The organism is Corallococcus macrosporus DSM 14697 (assembly GCF_002305895.1).
Lineage (GTDB): Bacteria > Myxococcota > Myxococcia > Myxococcales > Myxococcaceae > Myxococcus > Myxococcus macrosporus.
Map to the genome: position 1 here is coordinate 2,437,889 of NZ_CP022203.1, position 15,919 is coordinate 2,453,807.

At 70.3% G+C, this 15,919-nt stretch carries 17 protein-coding genes; 11 read left to right on the plus strand and 6 right to left on the minus strand.

The window, feature by feature from the left end:
* Positions 1 to 143 precede the first annotated feature (143 nt).
* Both MYMAC_RS38340 and MYMAC_RS10475 read right to left on the minus strand, forming a co-directional pair.
* Positions 144 to 1,865, minus strand: a complete 1,722-nt coding sequence (locus tag MYMAC_RS38340) for a FecR domain-containing protein (RefSeq protein WP_275663275.1) — start codon at positions 1,863 to 1,865, stop codon at positions 144 to 146.
* Complete coding sequence (locus tag MYMAC_RS10475; RefSeq protein ID WP_095957988.1) at positions 1,852 to 2,520, minus strand: RNA polymerase sigma factor; 669 nt, start codon at positions 2,518 to 2,520, stop codon at positions 1,852 to 1,854. The genes MYMAC_RS38340 and MYMAC_RS10475 overlap by 14 nt, the downstream gene beginning before the upstream one ends.
* A gap of 236 nt (positions 2,521 to 2,756) precedes the next feature.
* Between MYMAC_RS10475 and MYMAC_RS10480 the strand changes: the two genes are divergently transcribed.
* Positions 2,757 to 3,953, plus strand: coding sequence for a Dickkopf N-terminal cysteine-rich domain-containing protein (locus tag MYMAC_RS10480; RefSeq protein WP_095957989.1), 1,197 nt, complete (start codon positions 2,757 to 2,759; stop codon positions 3,951 to 3,953).
* 18 nt (positions 3,954 to 3,971) lie between these two features.
* On the opposite strand, the gene MYMAC_RS10485 is transcribed toward MYMAC_RS10480, so the two are convergent.
* A complete protein-coding gene (locus tag MYMAC_RS10485) occupies positions 3,972 to 4,958 on the minus strand; it encodes a class I SAM-dependent methyltransferase (RefSeq protein WP_239989462.1) in 987 nt (328 codons plus the stop codon).
* Between MYMAC_RS10485 and MYMAC_RS10490 the strand changes: the two genes are divergently transcribed.
* From MYMAC_RS10490 to MYMAC_RS10520, 7 genes are all read left to right on the plus strand, one after another.
* Positions 4,957 to 5,643 carry a UdgX family uracil-DNA binding protein gene (locus MYMAC_RS10490; protein ID WP_095957991.1) on the plus strand — a complete coding sequence of 229 codons (687 nt, stop codon included), beginning with the start codon at positions 4,957 to 4,959 and terminating at the stop codon, positions 5,641 to 5,643. The two genes, MYMAC_RS10485 and MYMAC_RS10490, sit on opposite strands and share 2 nt — an antisense overlap.
* A 57-nt stretch (positions 5,644 to 5,700) precedes the next feature.
* A complete protein-coding gene (locus tag MYMAC_RS10495; protein WP_095957992.1) occupies positions 5,701 to 6,462 on the plus strand; it encodes a crotonase/enoyl-CoA hydratase family protein in 762 nt (253 codons plus the stop codon).
* Between the two features lie 47 nt (positions 6,463 to 6,509).
* Positions 6,510 to 7,655, plus strand: coding sequence for a cystathionine gamma-synthase (locus MYMAC_RS10500; RefSeq protein WP_095957993.1), 1,146 nt, complete (start codon positions 6,510 to 6,512; stop codon positions 7,653 to 7,655).
* Between the two features lie 161 nt (positions 7,656 to 7,816).
* On the plus strand, positions 7,817 to 8,239 hold the full coding sequence (locus MYMAC_RS10505) for a hypothetical protein (protein ID WP_013938633.1): 423 nt from the start codon (positions 7,817 to 7,819) through the stop codon (positions 8,237 to 8,239).
* Positions 8,240 to 8,345: 106 nt separating this feature from the next.
* The gene (locus MYMAC_RS10510) at positions 8,346 to 9,335 is read left to right on the plus strand and encodes a hypothetical protein (RefSeq protein ID WP_013938634.1); all 990 of its coding nucleotides are present in this window, start codon (positions 8,346 to 8,348) and stop codon (positions 9,333 to 9,335) included.
* A 3-nt stretch (positions 9,336 to 9,338) separates the two neighbouring features.
* On the plus strand, positions 9,339 to 9,866 hold the full coding sequence (locus MYMAC_RS10515; protein ID WP_095957994.1) for a hypothetical protein: 528 nt from the start codon (positions 9,339 to 9,341) through the stop codon (positions 9,864 to 9,866).
* A 22-nt stretch (positions 9,867 to 9,888) separates the two neighbouring features.
* On the plus strand, positions 9,889 to 10,335 hold the full coding sequence (locus MYMAC_RS10520; RefSeq protein WP_095957995.1) for a MaoC family dehydratase: 447 nt from the start codon (positions 9,889 to 9,891) through the stop codon (positions 10,333 to 10,335).
* A gap of 95 nt (positions 10,336 to 10,430) precedes the next feature.
* Here MYMAC_RS10520 and MYMAC_RS10525 read toward each other — a convergent pair whose 3' ends face one another.
* The gene (locus tag MYMAC_RS10525) at positions 10,431 to 11,798 is read right to left on the minus strand and encodes a pyridoxal-phosphate dependent enzyme (RefSeq protein ID WP_095957996.1); all 1,368 of its coding nucleotides are present in this window, start codon (positions 11,796 to 11,798) and stop codon (positions 10,431 to 10,433) included.
* Positions 11,799 to 12,087: 289 nt separating this feature from the next.
* Between MYMAC_RS10525 and MYMAC_RS10530 the strand changes: the two genes are divergently transcribed.
* Both MYMAC_RS10530 and MYMAC_RS10535 read left to right on the plus strand, forming a co-directional pair.
* On the plus strand, positions 12,088 to 13,128 hold the full coding sequence (locus MYMAC_RS10530; protein WP_095957997.1) for an aminoglycoside phosphotransferase family protein: 1,041 nt from the start codon (positions 12,088 to 12,090) through the stop codon (positions 13,126 to 13,128).
* A 1-nt stretch (position 13,129) separates the two neighbouring features.
* Positions 13,130 to 14,158, plus strand: a complete 1,029-nt coding sequence (locus MYMAC_RS10535; RefSeq protein ID WP_095957998.1) for a nucleotidyltransferase family protein — start codon at positions 13,130 to 13,132, stop codon at positions 14,156 to 14,158.
* Between the two features lie 10 nt (positions 14,159 to 14,168).
* Here the strand turns inward: MYMAC_RS10535 and MYMAC_RS10540 are convergent, their stop codons facing one another.
* On the minus strand, positions 14,169 to 14,933 hold the full coding sequence (locus tag MYMAC_RS10540; RefSeq protein ID WP_043710557.1) for a Stp1/IreP family PP2C-type Ser/Thr phosphatase: 765 nt from the start codon (positions 14,931 to 14,933) through the stop codon (positions 14,169 to 14,171).
* A 118-nt stretch (positions 14,934 to 15,051) separates the two neighbouring features.
* Positions 15,052 to 15,408 carry a DUF192 domain-containing protein gene (locus tag MYMAC_RS10545; protein ID WP_095957999.1) on the minus strand — a complete coding sequence of 119 codons (357 nt, stop codon included), beginning with the start codon at positions 15,406 to 15,408 and terminating at the stop codon, positions 15,052 to 15,054.
* Between the two features lie 17 nt (positions 15,409 to 15,425).
* Here MYMAC_RS10545 and MYMAC_RS10550 point away from each other — a divergent pair, with 17 nt between their 5' ends.
* Positions 15,426 to 15,899, plus strand: coding sequence for a tRNA (cytidine(34)-2'-O)-methyltransferase (locus MYMAC_RS10550; protein ID WP_095958000.1), 474 nt, complete (start codon positions 15,426 to 15,428; stop codon positions 15,897 to 15,899).
* Positions 15,900 to 15,919: the final 20 nt, after the last annotated feature.

Here is a 15,919-nt window from a genome sequence, read left to right on the forward strand (position 1 = left end):
GTCCGTGCAGCCGGGGCGCGCTTCGAGGTGCGAGACCCGACGCCGTTCGTGCCGGGCTTCGCGCTCGGGCTTCTGCGCCTGTGCGCCGTCTGCGTCTGCGCCGCGCACAGTCGTGGGCGCGGGGGCGTCACTCGGTCGTCCGCTCAGGGCAGCAGGCCCGTCTTGGCCTCCTTGGCGTAGCGCCCTCGCGGGAAGTCCTGGAGGTACCGCCGGTACTCGTCCCGGGCCCGATGGGATTCGAGCTTCTCCTCGAAGCACCGCGCGCGCAGGTAGCGCGCCTGCTCGCGGTGGGCAGCCCGAGGGCTGCGCTGGGCAATCTCGTCCAGGCCCACCAGGAAGCGCTCGCACTTGCGCGAGTTCACCTGGAGCCGGGCGTAGCCCAGGAACCGTTCGTCGGCGTCCCTGGACACCAGCGCCATGGGAATCAGGGGCTCGCGCTTCTTCGGTGAAGGCTTCGCCACGGCCTCCGGTGGTGCCTGGGGCGCAGGGGCTGGAGCGGGCGGCGGCGGGACGTTGACCGACGGCACGGGGTAGGGCGCGAACTCCTGGACCGGGTCCCCGGGGGCCGGAGTCGCGGTCGGCGAGTTGCCCGCCGCGGCCACGGGGGCCAGGGCCGCCGCCGGCGGTGGCGCGGGCTCGGGAGGCTCGGTAGCGGGCTCCCGCGGCGAGGGCGTCACCGCCGCCACCGCGCCCGGCGTCGTGGGCGCAGGCACGTCCACCGGTTCGGCCTTCCAGGCGGGGGCGGGGCGGGCGCTGAGGGCCTTGGACGGGGGCGCTTCGTCCTCGGGTGCGCGGAGCTCCGCGATGGCGCGCAGGTCCAGCTTCGACATCCTGCGCGGGTTCAGCGTGTGTCTCGCCGCGTGCAGCTCCACGCGCTCACCCGGGCCCACCAGACGGGCCGGCTGTCCAGCCGCCTCGACGCGGACCTGTCCTTCCGCCACGGCCACGGCGGCGCCGTCCTTCGTGCGCTCCACCGTGAAGAGGGTGCCCACCACCGACACGCGCAGGCCCGCGACCTCCACCAGGAAGCCCTGGCGCGCGGTGTGCGAGGCCTCGACGGACAGGCGGCCCCTGGTCACGGTGAGGTGCACGTCGCGAGACTCCGCGCGGGACAGCTCCACCTCCGAGCCCGAGGACAGTCGCACGCGGCTCTCGTCCGGCAGCCTGAGCAGGGCGCTGGACCGCGGAGGCGTCCGCACCGCCACGCCCGAGCGCAGCCGCATGCCAGGCTCGAGCGCCCGCTCCGCGCCGCCCGCTTCGCGCAGGATGGCCCCCGCGCCGGCGACCCGCTCCGTCTCCGTGGTGGCGTCCGTCCTCGCCGCCGTGTCCGTGGGCAACGGGGACGCGCTGCCGGCCACGGCGTGCGCGGCGTCCTGAGCCTGCACGGGCGTGGCGCCGCCGCCGGCCGCGACGTGAGGGGGCCCTGAAGCCGTCCCGGGCGCGACGCCGCCACCGGCCAATGCGCCCGGAGCCTCGGCCCCCGGCACAGAAAGGACAGGCTCGTCGGTCCGGGCCACGAGCGCGCCTGCCGCGTCCCGTACCCTGGGCGCTCGGACCATCCAGAGCCCCAGCACCACCGCGCAGACCCCCGCGAGCGCCACGGCCCAGGGCCAGCGGCCGGCTGGGGTGCCGCGGGTCAGCCGCCGTGCCGCCGCCGCGCGGAGCCCATCCGGCATGGCGTCCGAGCGCAGCGGAGGCGTGGCGCCGCGGGCCTCCTGGAGGACCGCGCGGGACCGCCGCACCTGCTCCAGCGCCTGGGCGCATTCGGAGCAGGTGGCGACGTGCGCCTCGACGCGGACGCGCGCTTCGGCGTCCAGCTCGCCCGCGGCCAGGGCCCACAGGGAGGGCAGCTCATGGCGAGCCATGGGCACCTCCGGGACGGCTGGCGCCGAGCAGACGCTGCATGGCCTCGTTGAACTCCAGCCGCGCATGGTGGAGGCGGCTGCGGACGGTGTTGGGCGAGCTTCCCACGGCCTCGGCAATCTCGTCCGGGCTCATGCCACACAGCTCGTAGTACACGAAGACGATGCGCTTCTTCGGCTTGAGCCGCTCCAGCGCCAGCTCCACCAGCCGTGCCGCCTGACGCCGCGAGGCCGCGCGCTCCGGGTCCTCGCCCTCCGCCGTGGTTTCCGGCAGCTCCCAGACGGAGTCCTCCGGCCGGCGCCGCTTCCAGCGCAGGTGGGACAGCGCCACGTTGGCGCACACCCGGTAGAAGAAGGTCCGGAAGCGCGACTCGCCCCGGTAGCTCTTCACGGCCGTCAGCAGCCGGAGGTAGGCCTCCTGGAGGAGGTCCTCCACGTCCACGCGGTTGCCAACCAGGTGCCACAACGTGCGCGAGGCATCCGCCCGCGTCAGCGCATAGAGCTGTTCGAAGGCCGTCAGGTCCCCCTCCTGGATGCGGCGGACCAGCGCTTGGAGCCGTGGCTCGTCCTGGGCCGGAGCCCCGGACACGTCGCGCCCCTTTCGCTCCTCCGGGAGGCTGGCGGCGTGCGCGAATGAGCGGGCTCCACGCAGGAACACCAGGGGCTCTCCCTCAAGGGGTGGTCGCGGTCCGGCGCGTTGAGAGCCCGGCCCGGCGGCCAGATGAATGGTCCAGGCCACTACATACCTCCATGGCCATGGGTCTCCGGAAAGACGAAACCCGATCAAATAAATTTTTTGATCAACCGTCTGCGCTACGGAGTCCATCGCTGCTGTAACCGGACAACCCATCCGGTGGCCGGACCGGTCCCCAAGAGATTTCGGAGTCCCCACTCATGCGGAACACTCCTAGACGTGGCCTGATGTGGCTGCCGCTGCTCGCCGTACTCGCCATCCTGCCTGGCTGCATCGTCCACGGTGAGGACGACTGGTACGACGACGACTATGACGACGACGGCATCTGCTACTGCGTCACCGACCGCGACTGCAGCAGCGGCGAGAGCTGCCGCAGCGGCGTATGTCGGGTGGTCCCGCCCGACTCTGGCCAGTGTTCGACGTCCCTGGACTGCCCCGGCTCGCAGATCTGCATCAACAGCGTCTGCTCGCAGCCCTGCTCGCGCAACTCCGACTGCGGCTCGGGCCAGCGGTGCGAGGACTGGTACTGCGTGGGCAACGGCTCCGTGGACGCCGGGACGCGCCCGGACGCCGGGACGCGCCCGGACGCTGGACCGCGCCCGGACGCGGGCTCTGACGGCGGGACGCGCCCGGATGCCGGTGTGGATGGCGGCTCCGCCCAGGTGTGCCGCGTGAACAATGACTGCGGGGTGGGGAACTACTGCATCAACAACCAGTGCATCCGCGGCTGCTACGACGATAGCTGGTGCGACGCGACGGACATGTGCGTGAGCGGCCTGTGCCGCCCGCGCCCGGTGGACCCGGACCCGAACACCTGCTCCACGGCGGAGGACTGCACTGGCGGGAAGGACTGCGTGGATGGCCAGTGCCGCGCGTCCTGCGACTCCACCACCCAGTGCCCGGAGGACTACACCTGCCAGATTGGCTACTGCATGCCCATTCCGGATGGCGGCGAGTGCCGCGCCAACTGCGACTGCCCCGCCGGCCAGGTCTGCTCCAATGGCCAGTGCAAGGCGCCGCAGCCGGACCCGGGCCCGTCGTGCGTGGCCAACTGCGACTGCCCCTCCGGTGAGGTCTGCACCAACGGCTACTGCCAGCAGCCCGCCCCGCCGCCTCCTCCGCCGGATGCGGGCACGGGCCCGGCCTGCGAGGCCAACTGCGATTGCCCGTCCGGCCAGGTCTGCTCCAATGGCCAGTGCAAGGTGCCGGCGCCGCCCCCGGTGCAGGACGCCGGGACGTCGACGCCGGTGTGCCGCGCCAACTGCGAGTGCCCCTCCGGTCAGGTCTGCACGGAGGGCGTCTGCAAGCCCGTCAACACGGGCAGCGGCAACACCTGCCAGGCCAACTGCGAGTGCCCGGCCGGCGAGCGCTGCATCGACAACGTCTGCTGGCTGTAGTGACGCCGGACGCCAGCGTCAGGGGACCACCATGCGCCAGCAGCGGTGGATCTCCTTTCGCTGGAAGTCCTCGGGGATGGAGCGCGGGGTGAGCTCCTCCACCTCCATCCCCCGCGTGGCCTTCGAGTCCAACTGGAAGCCCAGGAAGTTGTTGGAGAAGTAGAGGACGCCGCCGGGCGCGAGCAGCGCCCGGATGGCGGCCAGCAGGCGCGGGTGGTCGCGCTGCACGTTGAAGCTGCCCGACATCTTCTTCGACGTGGAGAAGGACGGCGGGTCGCACACCACCAGGTCATAGCGCTCCGGCGCGTCGGCCTGGGCCTCCACCCAGGCCTTGGCGTCCGCGCGCACCAGGGTGTGCCGTGCGTCCGCCAGCCCGTTGAGCTCCAGGTTGTCCTCGGCCCAATCCAGGTACGTGTTGGACAGGTCCACCGTCATCGTGCTCGCGGCGCCTCCGGCGGCGGCGTAGACGGTGAAGGCCCCGGTGTACGCGAAGAGGTTGAGGAAGCGCTTGCCCCGGGCCTCCTCCCGCACGCGCGCGCGGGTGTTGCGGTGGTCCATGAAGAGGCCGGTGTCGAGGTAGTCGCCCAGGTTCACCCAGAACTTGAGGCCCTGCTCCTCCACCACGATGCGCCCGCTGTCCTGGCCCACCCGGCCGTACTGCGAGCGGCCCCAGGGCTGGGGCGTGTGCGTCTTCACGAAGATGCGCTCGGGAGGGGCGGCCAGCACCTCGGACACCGCGGCCAGCACCTCCTCCCGCTGCGTCTCCGCCGCGCCCGAGGCGATGGCGCGCCGCCGGGGGTACTCCACGACGTGGACGCGGTCGCCGTAGACGTCGATGGCGAAGGGGTACTCGGGGATGTCCCTGTCGTAGACGCGGAAGGCCGTCAGGCCCTGCGCGCGGGCCCACTTGCGGAAGCGCTTGTCTCCCTTGCGCAGCCGGTTGGCGAACATGCCCCCAGGGCCGGTTGCGTCGTGAGTGCCGTGCGTACCTTGTGTGTCAGCCATGCCCAAGCGTCCTTCCGTCCAGACCACCGCGGCCCCCCTCATCCCTGAGTCTCCGACGTACGACAAGCTCCGAAAGGCGGCCGCGGGGTGTCAGGCGTGCCCGCTGTGGCGCACGGGCACCCAGACAGTCTTTGGCGAGCCCGAGGGCCAACCGCGTCCTGGCCCCCGGGTGATGCTGGTGGGGGAGCAGCCAGGGGACCAGGAGGACCGGGCCGGGAGGCCCTTCGTGGGGCCCTCTGGCCGGCTGCTGGACGAGGCGCTGGAGGCCGCCGGCATCGACCGCGCGCAGGTGTACGTCACCAATACGGTGAAGCACTTCAAGTGGACCGGCCAGGGCTCCCGGCGCATCCACGCGAAGCCCACCACGGCGGAGATTCGCGCCTGCCTGCCATGGCTGGAGGCGGAGCTTCGGGTGTTCCGCCCGGACGTCCTCGTCTGTCTGGGCGCCACCGCGGCGCAGGCGCTGCTGGGCAAGGACTTCCGGGTGACGCAGTCGCGCGGGCAGCCGGTGGCGTCGGAGTGGGCGCGGGTGGTGGTGGCCACGGTGCACCCGTCCTCCATCCTCCGCGCGCCGGACCCCCGGGCGAGGGAGGCCGCGCTGGAGGCCTTCATCGACGACCTGCGCGTCGTCGCGCGCATCATCCACGGCGTGTCGGAAGGGGAGGGCGCGCACGCGCCCATGTGAGGGGCCCCCAGGCGGCGGGATTGCGGTCCGGGAAAGAGGGAAGAAGACTCCGCCGTCATGAGCGTGCGCGTCGAGAAGAACGGCCCCGTCACCACCGTCATCCTGCACCGCCCGGAGGTGCGCAACGCCGTGGATGGCGCCACCGCCCAGGCGCTGGCGGACGCCTTCCGCGCCTTCGACGCGGACCCGGACGCGCGGGTGGGGGTGCTCCACGGCGACGGAGGCACCTTCTGCGCCGGGGCGGACCTGAAGGCCGTCTCCGAGGGCCGGATGCCGCGCCTGGAGCTGGACGGAGATGGGCCCATGGGGCCCTCGCGGATGGTGCTGTCCAAGCCCGTCATCGCGTCCATTGGCGGGCACGCGGTGGCGGGCGGCCTGGAGCTGGCGCTGTGGTGTGACTTGCGCGTGGCGGAGGAGGACGCCGTCCTGGGCGTCTTCTGCCGCCGCTGGGGCGTGCCCCTCATCGACGGCGGCACGGTGCGGCTGCCCCGCCTCATCGGCCTGTCGCGCGCGCTGGACCTCATCCTCACCGGCCGGCCGGTGTCCGCCCAGGAGGCGCTGGCCATGGGGCTGGTCAACCGGGTGGTACCCCGGGGCCAGGCGCGCGAGGCCGCCGAGGCCCTGGCGCGCGAGGTGGCCGCCTTCCCCCAGGCCTGCATGAACGCGGATAGGCACTCCGCCTACACCCAGGCGGGCCTGGGCACCGAGGAAGCGCTGCGTCAGGAGTTCGCGCGCGGCGTCAAGGTGCTGGAGTCGGAGTCCATTGCCGGGGCCACGCGCTTTGCCCAGGGGGCGGGGCGTCACGGGAAGTTCGAATAGGCGGGTCCTGCTGCGCGGGCGAGGGGGTCTGTGTTAGGTCCCCCGCCATGCGCTTCGACACGCTTGCCATTCACGCCGGTCAGGAGCCGGACCCCACCACGGGCGCCATCATGACGCCCGTCTACCTGACCTCCACCTACGTCCAGGACGGCCCCGGAGAGCACAAGGGCTTCGAGTACAGCCGGACGCAGAACCCCACCCGCAACGCGCTCCAGGACTGTCTGGCGGCGCTCGAGGGCGCGAAGCACGGCGCGGCCTTCGCCTCCGGCCTGGCGGGCACGGCCATGCTGATGCACATGCTGGATGCGGGCGACCACGTCATCGTGTCCGACGACGTGTACGGCGGCACCTTCCGCATCTTCGACAAGGTGTTCCGGCGGGCCGGGCTGCACTACTCCTTCGTGGACCTGTCCAAGCCGGAGAACTTCGAGGCGGCGATCACGCCCAAGACGAAGATGGTGTGGGTGGAGTCCCCCACCAACCCGATGCTCAAGCTCATCGACCTGGCGCGCATCGCCGAGGTCGCCAAGAAGCGGAACATCCTCTCCGTCGCGGACAACACCTTCATGACGCCGTACTTCCAGCGCCCGCTGGACCTCGGCTTCGACGTGGTGGCGCACTCCACCACCAAGTACATCAACGGGCACAGCGACGTCGTCGGCGGCTTCGTCTGCACCAGCCGTGAGGACGTGGCGGAGAAGATGTACTTCCTCCAGAACGCCGTGGGCGGCGTGTCCGGCGCCTTCGACAGCTTCATGGTGCTGCGCGGCGTGAAGACGCTGCACGTGCGCATGGACCGCCACGCCTCCAACGCGATGAAGGTGGCGCAGTTCCTGGCCTCCCACCCGAAGGTGAAGAAGGTCACCTACCCGGGCCTGGAGTCGCACCCGCAGCACGCGCTGGCCAGGCAGCAGATGTCCGGCTTCGGCGGCATGGTGACCTTCGACATCCAGGGTGGCCTGGAGGCGGCCCGCACCTTCCTCAAGACGGTGAAGGTGTTCGCCTGCGCCGAGTCCCTGGGCGGCGTCGAATCCCTCATCGAGCACCCGGCCATCATGACCCACGCCTCCATCCCCAAGGAGACGCGCGAGCAGCTCGGCATCACCGACGGCTTCATCCGCCTGTCGGTGGGCATCGAGGACGCGCGGGACCTGGTGGACGACCTGGCCCAGGCGCTCGACGCCGCGAAGTAGCCGCCAGGGCCTCGTGCCCCGCTGGCCCCAGGGCCTCCCCGCGCTGCCTTCGTGGAAGCGCGCGGAGGCCCTCGTCATGTCGTCGTCCATGCTGGAGGCGGCGTGCTGATTTGCTAGGCTGAAGGCCTCAGGCAGTGCGTGCCCCTGGAGACCGACACCCCATGACCCGTGAAGAAGCGCAGATGCTGGCGCAGGCGTTCCTCGCCGCCAACGGCAACCCCAACAGCGTCGGTATCAACCCGCAGGGCTTCGGCGGCGTCGCCCTGGGTGACGCCCAGCTCTACTTCGAGTGGCACGACAAGGAGCAGGCGCTGGAGTGCAGCGCGCTCATCCACCGGTTCCGGGACAACCCCAAGCCGGGCATCCTGGAGGGCTTCCAGGACGAGCAGAAGAAGGGCACCGACACCGGCGGCGGCACCGTGGACTTCGAGCCGGAGAACAAGTCCCTCTTCCTCAGCCGCACCTACACCACGGCACCCCAGATTCCGATTTTCAACGACGACATGAAGCGGCTGATGAAGGCCAGCCTCGAGTGGAGCAGCACCGTCCTCAACCGGGTGGCGGACCGCGTCTTCGGGCGCTGATCCTCTGCCGCGGTGCGGCAAAGTGAGGGGCGGCGCAACTCCCGGGACTCCCGGACGATAATCCCCTCACTGAAGTCCACTCCTTTCGAATCGCCCTGGAGCCCCCATGAACCCCATCGGGAAGTTCATCAACAAGGTCCGTACCGGTGCCGAGAAGGCCATTGACCGCACGCAGGACGTCGTCGGGGACGCCGTCGACAACGTGAAGGACGCCGCGGCCGCGGGTGGCCGCAAGGTCGGCCAGTTCGTGGACGGCTTCGAGAACGCCGCCTCCGGCGCCGCTCGGGGCGTGGGCAACGTGGTGGGCGGCGCCGCCCGCGGCGTGCAGGAGTTCTTCGGCGGCGGCAACCAGCCGGACCGCGTGCACGACGGCAAGCTGCTGGGCGCGGACGGCCAGACCTTCCCGCCGGGCACCGCGCTGGCGGACATCCCGGGTGTGAATCCGGCCAACAACCCGAACCCGCAGTCCACGGTCCTCTACGTCAACGGCATCCTGACGACGAAGGAGGCCCAGTCGGAGAGCCTGCAGGCCATCGCGAACGCGACGGGCTCGCGCGTCATCGGCATCCACAACGCCACCGAGGGCATGGGCGCGGACCTGGCCCAGTGCGTGAAGGACAAGCTGGACAAGGGCACCAACCCCGCCGTGGACACCCTGGCGGACGCCCTCTACACGGAGATCAAGGCCGGCCGTGACGTGCACCTGATGGCGCACAGCCAGGGTGGCCTCATCTCCAGCCGCGCGCTGAACGACGTGTACAACCGGCTGCGCATCGAAGATGGGATGTCCAAGTCGGACGCCCAGGCGCTGATGGGGAACATCAACGTGGAGACGTTCGGCGCCGCCGCCACCACGTACCCGGACGGCCCGAACTACGTGCACTACGTGAACCGGGGCGACCCGGTCCCCAGCATGTTCGGCCTGGGCCCCATCCCGGACAAGTGGAACCCCATCGCGGACGGTGGCCAGGGCTCCAAGGTCCACCACTTCAACGAGTTCCACCTGAACCCGTTCGACGGCCACAAGTTCGAGGACGTCTACCTCAAGAACCGCGTGCCCTTCGACCAGGCCCGCGAAGGCAACTTCAACCAGTAGCCCATGGCAACCGCTCCCCGCAGTGGCCTCGCAGGCCTGCTCCGGTCCTGGATTGCAGGCCTGGGCCCCGCCGCTCCCGCCGACACCCCGATGACGCGGGAGTCGGCGCAGCGCCTGGTCCAGGGTTTTCTCCACGAGGAGGGCACGCCGCCCAGCCCGGGCATCAATCCCCAGGGCTTCGGCGGGCTCAACGCGGGGGGCGCGTCGCTGTACTTCGAGTGGTTGGAGGACACCCAGGCGCTGAAGTGCAGCGCCCTGGTGTACCGCTTCCGTGAGCCGCCCAAGCCCGGCGTCATCGAGGGCTTCCAGGCCGAGGAGCGGGAGGGCACGGACGCTGGCGGCGGCACCGTGGACTACGAGCGGGAGAACCGGGGCCTCTACCTGGCCCGGACCTACACCCGCATGCCCACCGAGCGCGCCTTCGCCAAGGAGATGCGCCGGCTGATGAAGGCCAGCATCAAGTGGAACTCCCAGGTGTTGGACCGCGTCGCTTCGCGCGTGTTCCACCCGGAGGAACTGGAATCCAAGTAGGCGTCGCGTTGAAGTAGCGCCCATGCGCTATTTCGAGGACTTCCAGCCCGGGGACGTGAGCGAACACGGCCCCCATGTGGTGTCGCGCGAGGAAATCATCGCCTTCGCGACCCAGTTCGACCCGCAGCCCTTCCACCTGAGCGACGAGGGTGCTCGTGACAGCATCTTCGGGGGCCTGGTGGCCAGCGGCTGGCACACCGCCTCCCTCTGTCATCGCCTGCTGGTGCAGAGCTTCCTGGGCCAGGCGTCCAGCCTGGGCTCGCCCGGCTTGGATGAGCTGCGCTGGCTCAAGCCCGTGCGGCCCGGGGACACCTTGCGCGTGCGCGTGGAGGTCGTCTCCGCCACGCCGTCCCGCAGCAAGCCGGACCGGGGCGCCGTGAAGCTCCGCATGGAGGTGCGCAACCAGAAGGACGAGGTGGTGATGACGGAGCTGGCCAACGTGCTCTTCGGCCGGCGTCCGCGGGGGTAGGGCAGGGGCGCCTGCCGGAAACACAGAGGGCCTCCACGTTCCCCTTCGCGGGAGCGGGAGGCCCTTCGTGCTTCCAGGCGCGGGGGCGCCCGGGACTACGCCGCCGTGCGGTGCAGGTAGTCGATGAGGTCAATCTTGGTGACGATGCCGACCACCTTCTCTCCGTCCTTCACCACCGCCACGTTGTCCTGGGCGAACACCTCGCGCAGGCGGGCGATGCTGGTGTCCAGCGACAGCGCGCCCTGGAGCGGGGCGATGATGGCGTCGATGGTGTCGGAGAACTTCGCCTTGCCGGCCACCAGCGCGTTGAGCAGGTCGTACTCGTGCACCATGCCCACCGTGCGGCCGTCGTCGGCCACCACCGGCATCTGGCTGATGCCGTGGCCGCGCATCGTCTCCACCACCTGGTCCACCTTGTCGCCGCGGCGCGCCGTCTTCACGTCCTTGCGCTTGTCGCCCAGGATGTCGCGGATGGTGCCGGCGCCCTTCTCCTCCAGGAAGCCGTTGTCGCGCATCCACTCGTCGGAGTGGAACTTGCTGATGTAGCTGCTGCCCGAGTCCGGCAGCACGACGACAATCGTCTTGCCCTTGCCCACCTCCTTGGCCAACTGCACCGCGACGTGGATGGCCGCGCCCGAGGAGCCGCCGGCGAAGATGCCCTCCTCACGCGCCAGGCGGCGCGCGGCGATGAAGCACTGGCGGTCGTCGACCTGGCGCACGTCGTCCAGGTGGGTGAAGTCCATGGCGCCGCAGAGCATGTCCTCGCCAATGCCCTCCACCTTGTAGACGTGCGGCTCGCCCAGCTTGCCCGTCTTGAAGTAGCCCTCGTAGACGGAGCCCTCCGGGTCCACGCCCACGTTCTTCAGGCCGGGAATCTTCTCCTTCAGGAACTTGCCGGCGCCGCTCATGGTGCCGCCGGTGCCCAGGCCCGCGACGAAGTAGTCGAACTTGCCCTCGGTCTGCTTGAGAATCTCGGGGCCGGTGGTGTTGTAGTGCGCCTCGATGTTGTCGGGGTTGTGGTACTGGTTCAGCATGAACGCGCCCGGCGTCTCGCGGTGCAGGCGCTTGGCCGTCTCGTAGTAGCTGCGCGGGTCCTCGGCCGGCACGTTCGTCGGCGTCACCACCACCTGCGCGCCCAGCGCCTTGAGGCGGTTGATCTTCTCCAGGGACATCTTGTCCGGCATGGTGAAGATGCACTTGTAGCCCTTGACGGCCGCCGCCAGCGCCACGCCCATGCCGGTGTTGCCGGAGGTGTTCTCCACGATGGTGCCGCCGGGCTTGAGCTTCCCCTCTCGCGCGGCCTTCTCGAGGATGTAGAGCGCCATGCGGTCCTTGATGGACGCGCCGGGGTTCATGAACTCGCACTTGACCAGCACGGTGGCGTCGTCCGGTCCGACGAGCTTGTTGAGCTTGACCAGCGGCGTGTTGCCAATGGCGGTGAGGATGTTCTCGTGGATGTCCATCGCGGTTTCCGTAGGTAAATGAGGGTTCGCGGCGCGTCTTATATGCCGCCGCACTGGCCCGGTCGACAGCGCGTGGCCTCTTGCGCCTCCAAGAGCGTTGAACCCGCCCCCGCGGGCAGGGTGTTCCGACGCACCCCGCCGTGCGGGGAGGATGGCTGGCCGCCCGTCGGGTTGGCGACAGCCCGGGGGGCGTCCGGCCATCCACCCGGACAGCCCTTTGACCCGGATGGGCGCCCCTCCGATACTCGTGTGCGACTTGCGTCAACCCCCTCCGGAGAACCCCGTCGATATGGAACTCGAGGCCGCCCTGCGCGACCAGGTGGGACAGGCCCTTGGCCGTCCCGTGCCCAACGCCCTCATCACGAAGCTGAAGGGCGAGGCGAGCAGCCGCTCGTACTACCGCGTTGGCGCGCCGCCCGAGAGCTGGGTGGTGATGGTGATGCCGCCCGACTCGACCAGGAAGAGCGACGAGGCCACCAAGGGCGAGCCGCCCAAGGAGCTGCCCTTCGTCAACGTGCACCGCTACCTGGAGAAGCTGAACGTGCGCGTGCCGCGCATCCTCCGCTACGACGAGCCGGCGGGGATGATGGTGATTGAAGATTTGAGCGACATCACCTTCGAGGCCGCGCTGGACGGCGGCAAGCACAACGAGGCGCTCTACACCCGCGCGGTGGACCTGCTGGCCCGCCTGCGCGCGGCGGCGGAGAAGGCGGAGGATCCGGACTGCCTGGCCTTCACCCGCGCCTTCGACGAGGACCTCTACGACTGGGAGCTGCACCACTTCCGCGAGTGGGGCCTGGAGGCCTGGAGCGGCAAGAAGCCCACAGACGCCGAGCGCGCCGAGCTGGACGCCACCTTCCGGGACATCGCCCGGCAGCTCGCCGCGGAGCCGCGCGGCTTCACGCACCGCGACTACCAGAGCCGCAACATCATGGTGAAGGAGGGCGAGCTGGTCGTCATCGACTTCCAGGACGCGCTCCAGGGCCCGCGCCAGTACGACCTGGTGGCGCTGCTCCGCGACAGCTACGTGGAGCTGGATCGGGACTTCGTGGACCGGATGCTGGACCGCTACATCGCCACCTTCCAGGAGGTGAGCGGCGAGCCCATTGACGCGGCGTCCTTCAAGGCCTTCTTCGACCTGCTGACCATCCAGCGCAAGCTGAAGGACGCGGGCCGCTTCGAGTTCATCCACCGCGTGAAGGGCAACCCGGGCTTCCTGGTGTCCATCCCCGCGTCGCTGCGCTACGTGCGGGACGGCTTCGCGCGGCGGCCGGAGCTGCGCAAGCTGCAGGAGCTGGTGGCGAAGTACGTGCCGGAGCTGGCGGCCTGAGATGAAGGCCATGGTCCTCTGCGCGGGCCTGGGCACGCGCCTGCGCCCCCTCACCGAGCGCTGGCCCAAGCCGGCGATGCCCTTCCTGGGCCAGCCGCTCCTGCGCTACCACCTGGCGGTGCTGAAGGCCGCGGGCGTGACGGCGGTGGGCATCAACACCCACCACCTGCCGGACACCATGGAGGCCGTGGCCCGCGCCGAGTGCGCCCGGGCGGGGCTGCCGCTGCACGTGGTGCACGAGCCCGTCATCCAGGGCACCGGCGGCGGCATCCGCGGCCTGCGCGACTTCCTGTCGGACGGCGACTTCATCGTCTTCAACGGCGACATCCTCTACCCGGTGGACCTGCGGCCGGTGGTGGCCGTGCACCAGGCGTCCGGGGCGCTGGCCACCATGGTGCTGCAGCCCATGCCGGTGGGGGAGACCTACGCGGCGGTGGAGCTGGACGCGGAGGGCCGCGTGCGCCGCATCGCCGGCCATGGCCCGGGCGGTGAGGGCCTGTCGCCGTGGCACTTCACCGGCGTGCACGTGATGTCGCCGCGCGTCTTCGACTTCATGTCTCCGCAAGGCGAGGAGGACATCAACCGCGGCGTCTACGTGCGCGCCATGGAGGCGGGGCAGACGGTGCGCGGCGTCCGGGTGGACGGGTACTGGTCCGACCTGGGCACGCCGTCGCGTTACCTGGCCACCGTGCAGGACGTGCTCGCTGGCCGCGTGCGGCTGGAGTGGCTGGGCGCGGACTCGCCGCTGGCGGGCACGGCGCGCGGCGCGGCGGGCACCTGGGCGCACGAGGAGGCCCGGGTGGGCGGCGCGGTGGAGGGCCCGGTGTACCTGGGGCGCGGCGCCTCGGTGGCGCCAGGGGCCACTGTGGGGCCGGGCGTGTCGCTGGAGCCGGGCGCGCAGGTGGCTTCCGGGGCGCGGCTGGCGCGCGCCGCCGTCTTCGAGGACACCGAGGTGTCCTCCGGGGAGTCGCTGTCCGAGGTGCTCGCCTGGGGCGCGCACCGGATCGCCGCGCCGCTGAAGGGGCGCTGAGCGCCGCCGCTCAGTTGGCGTGGTAGCGGGCCAGCACGCAGGTGACGTTGTCGTTGCCACCCGCGGCGTTGGCCATGTCGATGAGCTGCGAGCAGGCCTTCTCCAGCTCCGGCGTGCGCTGCAGGATTTCCTGCATCTGCGCGTCCGTCACCATGCCGCTCAGGCCGTCCGAGCAGAGCAGGAAGACGTCGTCCTCCTGCGGCTCCACGCGGGAGACATCCACCTGGACGTTCTCCTTCATGCCCAGCGCGCGGACGATGACGTTCTTGTGGGGGAAGTTCTCGACCTCCTCCGGCGTGAGCTTCTTCGCCTTGAGGTAGTCGTTGAGCAGGGAGTGGTCCTCCGTCACCTGCTTCAGCGCGCCGCCGCGGAAGTAGTACACGCGGCTGTCTCCGACGTGGCCCACGTAGACGGCGCTCTGGGTGAAGTGCGCCGTGACGATGGTGGTGCCCATGCCCTTGTACTTGGACTCGGAGGAGGCCTTCTCGAAGATGCGCGCGTTGGCGAGCTTGATGCCGGTGGCGAGCCGGTTCTCGTCATAGTTGCGCGTCTTGTCCATCTTGAAGGGCCAGGTGCAGTCCTGGTCCTTGGACGTGAGCTTGTAGAACTCGCCGAGCTCGTCCACCGCGATGCGGCTGGCGATTTCTCCAGACGAGTGGCCGCCCATGCCATCCGCCACGCAGAAGAGAAACTCTTCCGGGAGCATCAGGAAGTTGTCCTCGTTGTGATTCCGCTTCATCCCAACGTGGGTGCTGCCAGCTACCTCGATGCGCATGCGCGAGAACTCTTCTAAAGGGGCGAGAAAACGTGGCGCCGGAGGTTAACAAAGCGCTCGGAAATCGGTCAAAACTCGTGCACCCGGCCGGACAGGCAGGGGCACTTCGGGCAGGGCCTCAGGGGACCGGCTCGAAGCTCAACGTGTCGCCTTCCTGGGTGCCGCTGGCGGCCAGGACCCCCGCGGGGAGCTCCAGCACCGAGCGGGCCTGGAAATACACGGATGTCGCGCGCCAGGGGGGCAGGGCGGGCATCTGCTTGACGATGCGGCCCTGGGCGTCCAGGAACAGCACGTCAATGGGGATGCGCATGAAGAAAGTGTGGATGGAGTTGCAGGGGACGATATGGAGCCCCTCGCCGACCTCCAGCGAGCGGCGCCCCATGAGCCCCTTGAACCGTTGGACGAACGAGCGGGCCTCGTCGGCCCGGTCCGCCAGCAGCCGTTGCCGCGTCTCGTTGTTCACCTTCCAGCGCATGTAGCGCCTTCTACCCCATGCTCGAGCCCCTGGCGCGTCCTCTCCATCTGGTCCTCGTTTCTCCCCAGATTCCCCCCAACACCGGCAACGTCGCCCGCCTGTGCGCCGTGACGGGCTGCCGGCTCATCCTGGTGGAGCCCCTGGGCTTCTCCATTGACGACCGGCAGCTCAAGCGGGCGGGGCTGGACTACTGGGACAAGGTATTTCTCCGCCTGTATCCAACCTACGCGGCGTATGTGGCGGACCATCCGGACGCCCGGCGCTGGCTCTTCTCCGCCCGGGCCGCGACATCCCTGTACGAGGCCCGGTTCGAGGAGGGGGACCACCTGGTGTTCGGCTCGGAGGTGTCCGGGCTGGCGCCGGAGGTGATGGAGGGGGGCACGGGGACGCCGGTCACCATCCCCATGCTGGAGGACCGCCGGAGCCTGAACCTGTCCACGTCGGTGGGAATCGGGACCTACGAGGCCCTGCGACAGGTCCGTTTCACCTGAGCGAGCAGGCAGGCGCCCCC

Bases quoted from the DNA above. Each gene is read 5' to 3' on its own strand.
- MYMAC_RS10485 (WP_239989462.1), bottom strand. From the start codon at position 4,958: ATGGCTGACACACAAGGTACGCACGGCACTCACGACGCAACCGGCCCT.
- MYMAC_RS10525 (WP_095957996.1), bottom strand. From the start codon at position 11,798: ATGGACATCCACGAGAACATCCTCACCGCCATTGGCAACACGCCGCTG.
- MYMAC_RS38340 (WP_275663275.1), bottom strand. From the start codon at position 1,865: ATGGCTCGCCATGAGCTGCCCTCCCTGTGGGCCCTGGCCGCGGGCGAG.
- MYMAC_RS10490 (WP_095957991.1), top strand. From the start codon at position 4,957: ATGCCCAAGCGTCCTTCCGTCCAGACCACCGCGGCCCCCCTCATCCCT.
- MYMAC_RS10540 (WP_043710557.1), bottom strand. From the start codon at position 14,933: ATGCGCATCGAGGTAGCTGGCAGCACCCACGTTGGGATGAAGCGGAAT.
- MYMAC_RS10530 (WP_095957997.1), top strand. From the start codon at position 12,088: ATGGAACTCGAGGCCGCCCTGCGCGACCAGGTGGGACAGGCCCTTGGC.
- MYMAC_RS10520 (WP_095957995.1), top strand. From the start codon at position 9,889: ATGCGCTATTTCGAGGACTTCCAGCCCGGGGACGTGAGCGAACACGGC.
- MYMAC_RS10500 (WP_095957993.1), top strand. From the start codon at position 6,510: ATGCGCTTCGACACGCTTGCCATTCACGCCGGTCAGGAGCCGGACCCC.
- MYMAC_RS10550 (WP_095958000.1), top strand. From the start codon at position 15,426: ATGCTCGAGCCCCTGGCGCGTCCTCTCCATCTGGTCCTCGTTTCTCCC.
- MYMAC_RS10535 (WP_095957998.1), top strand. From the start codon at position 13,130: ATGAAGGCCATGGTCCTCTGCGCGGGCCTGGGCACGCGCCTGCGCCCC.
- MYMAC_RS10515 (WP_095957994.1), top strand. From the start codon at position 9,339: ATGGCAACCGCTCCCCGCAGTGGCCTCGCAGGCCTGCTCCGGTCCTGG.
- MYMAC_RS10480 (WP_095957989.1), top strand. From the start codon at position 2,757: ATGCGGAACACTCCTAGACGTGGCCTGATGTGGCTGCCGCTGCTCGCC.
- MYMAC_RS10545 (WP_095957999.1), bottom strand. From the start codon at position 15,408: ATGCGCTGGAAGGTGAACAACGAGACGCGGCAACGGCTGCTGGCGGAC.
- MYMAC_RS10505 (WP_013938633.1), top strand. From the start codon at position 7,817: ATGACCCGTGAAGAAGCGCAGATGCTGGCGCAGGCGTTCCTCGCCGCC.
- MYMAC_RS10510 (WP_013938634.1), top strand. From the start codon at position 8,346: ATGAACCCCATCGGGAAGTTCATCAACAAGGTCCGTACCGGTGCCGAG.
- MYMAC_RS10495 (WP_095957992.1), top strand. From the start codon at position 5,701: ATGAGCGTGCGCGTCGAGAAGAACGGCCCCGTCACCACCGTCATCCTG.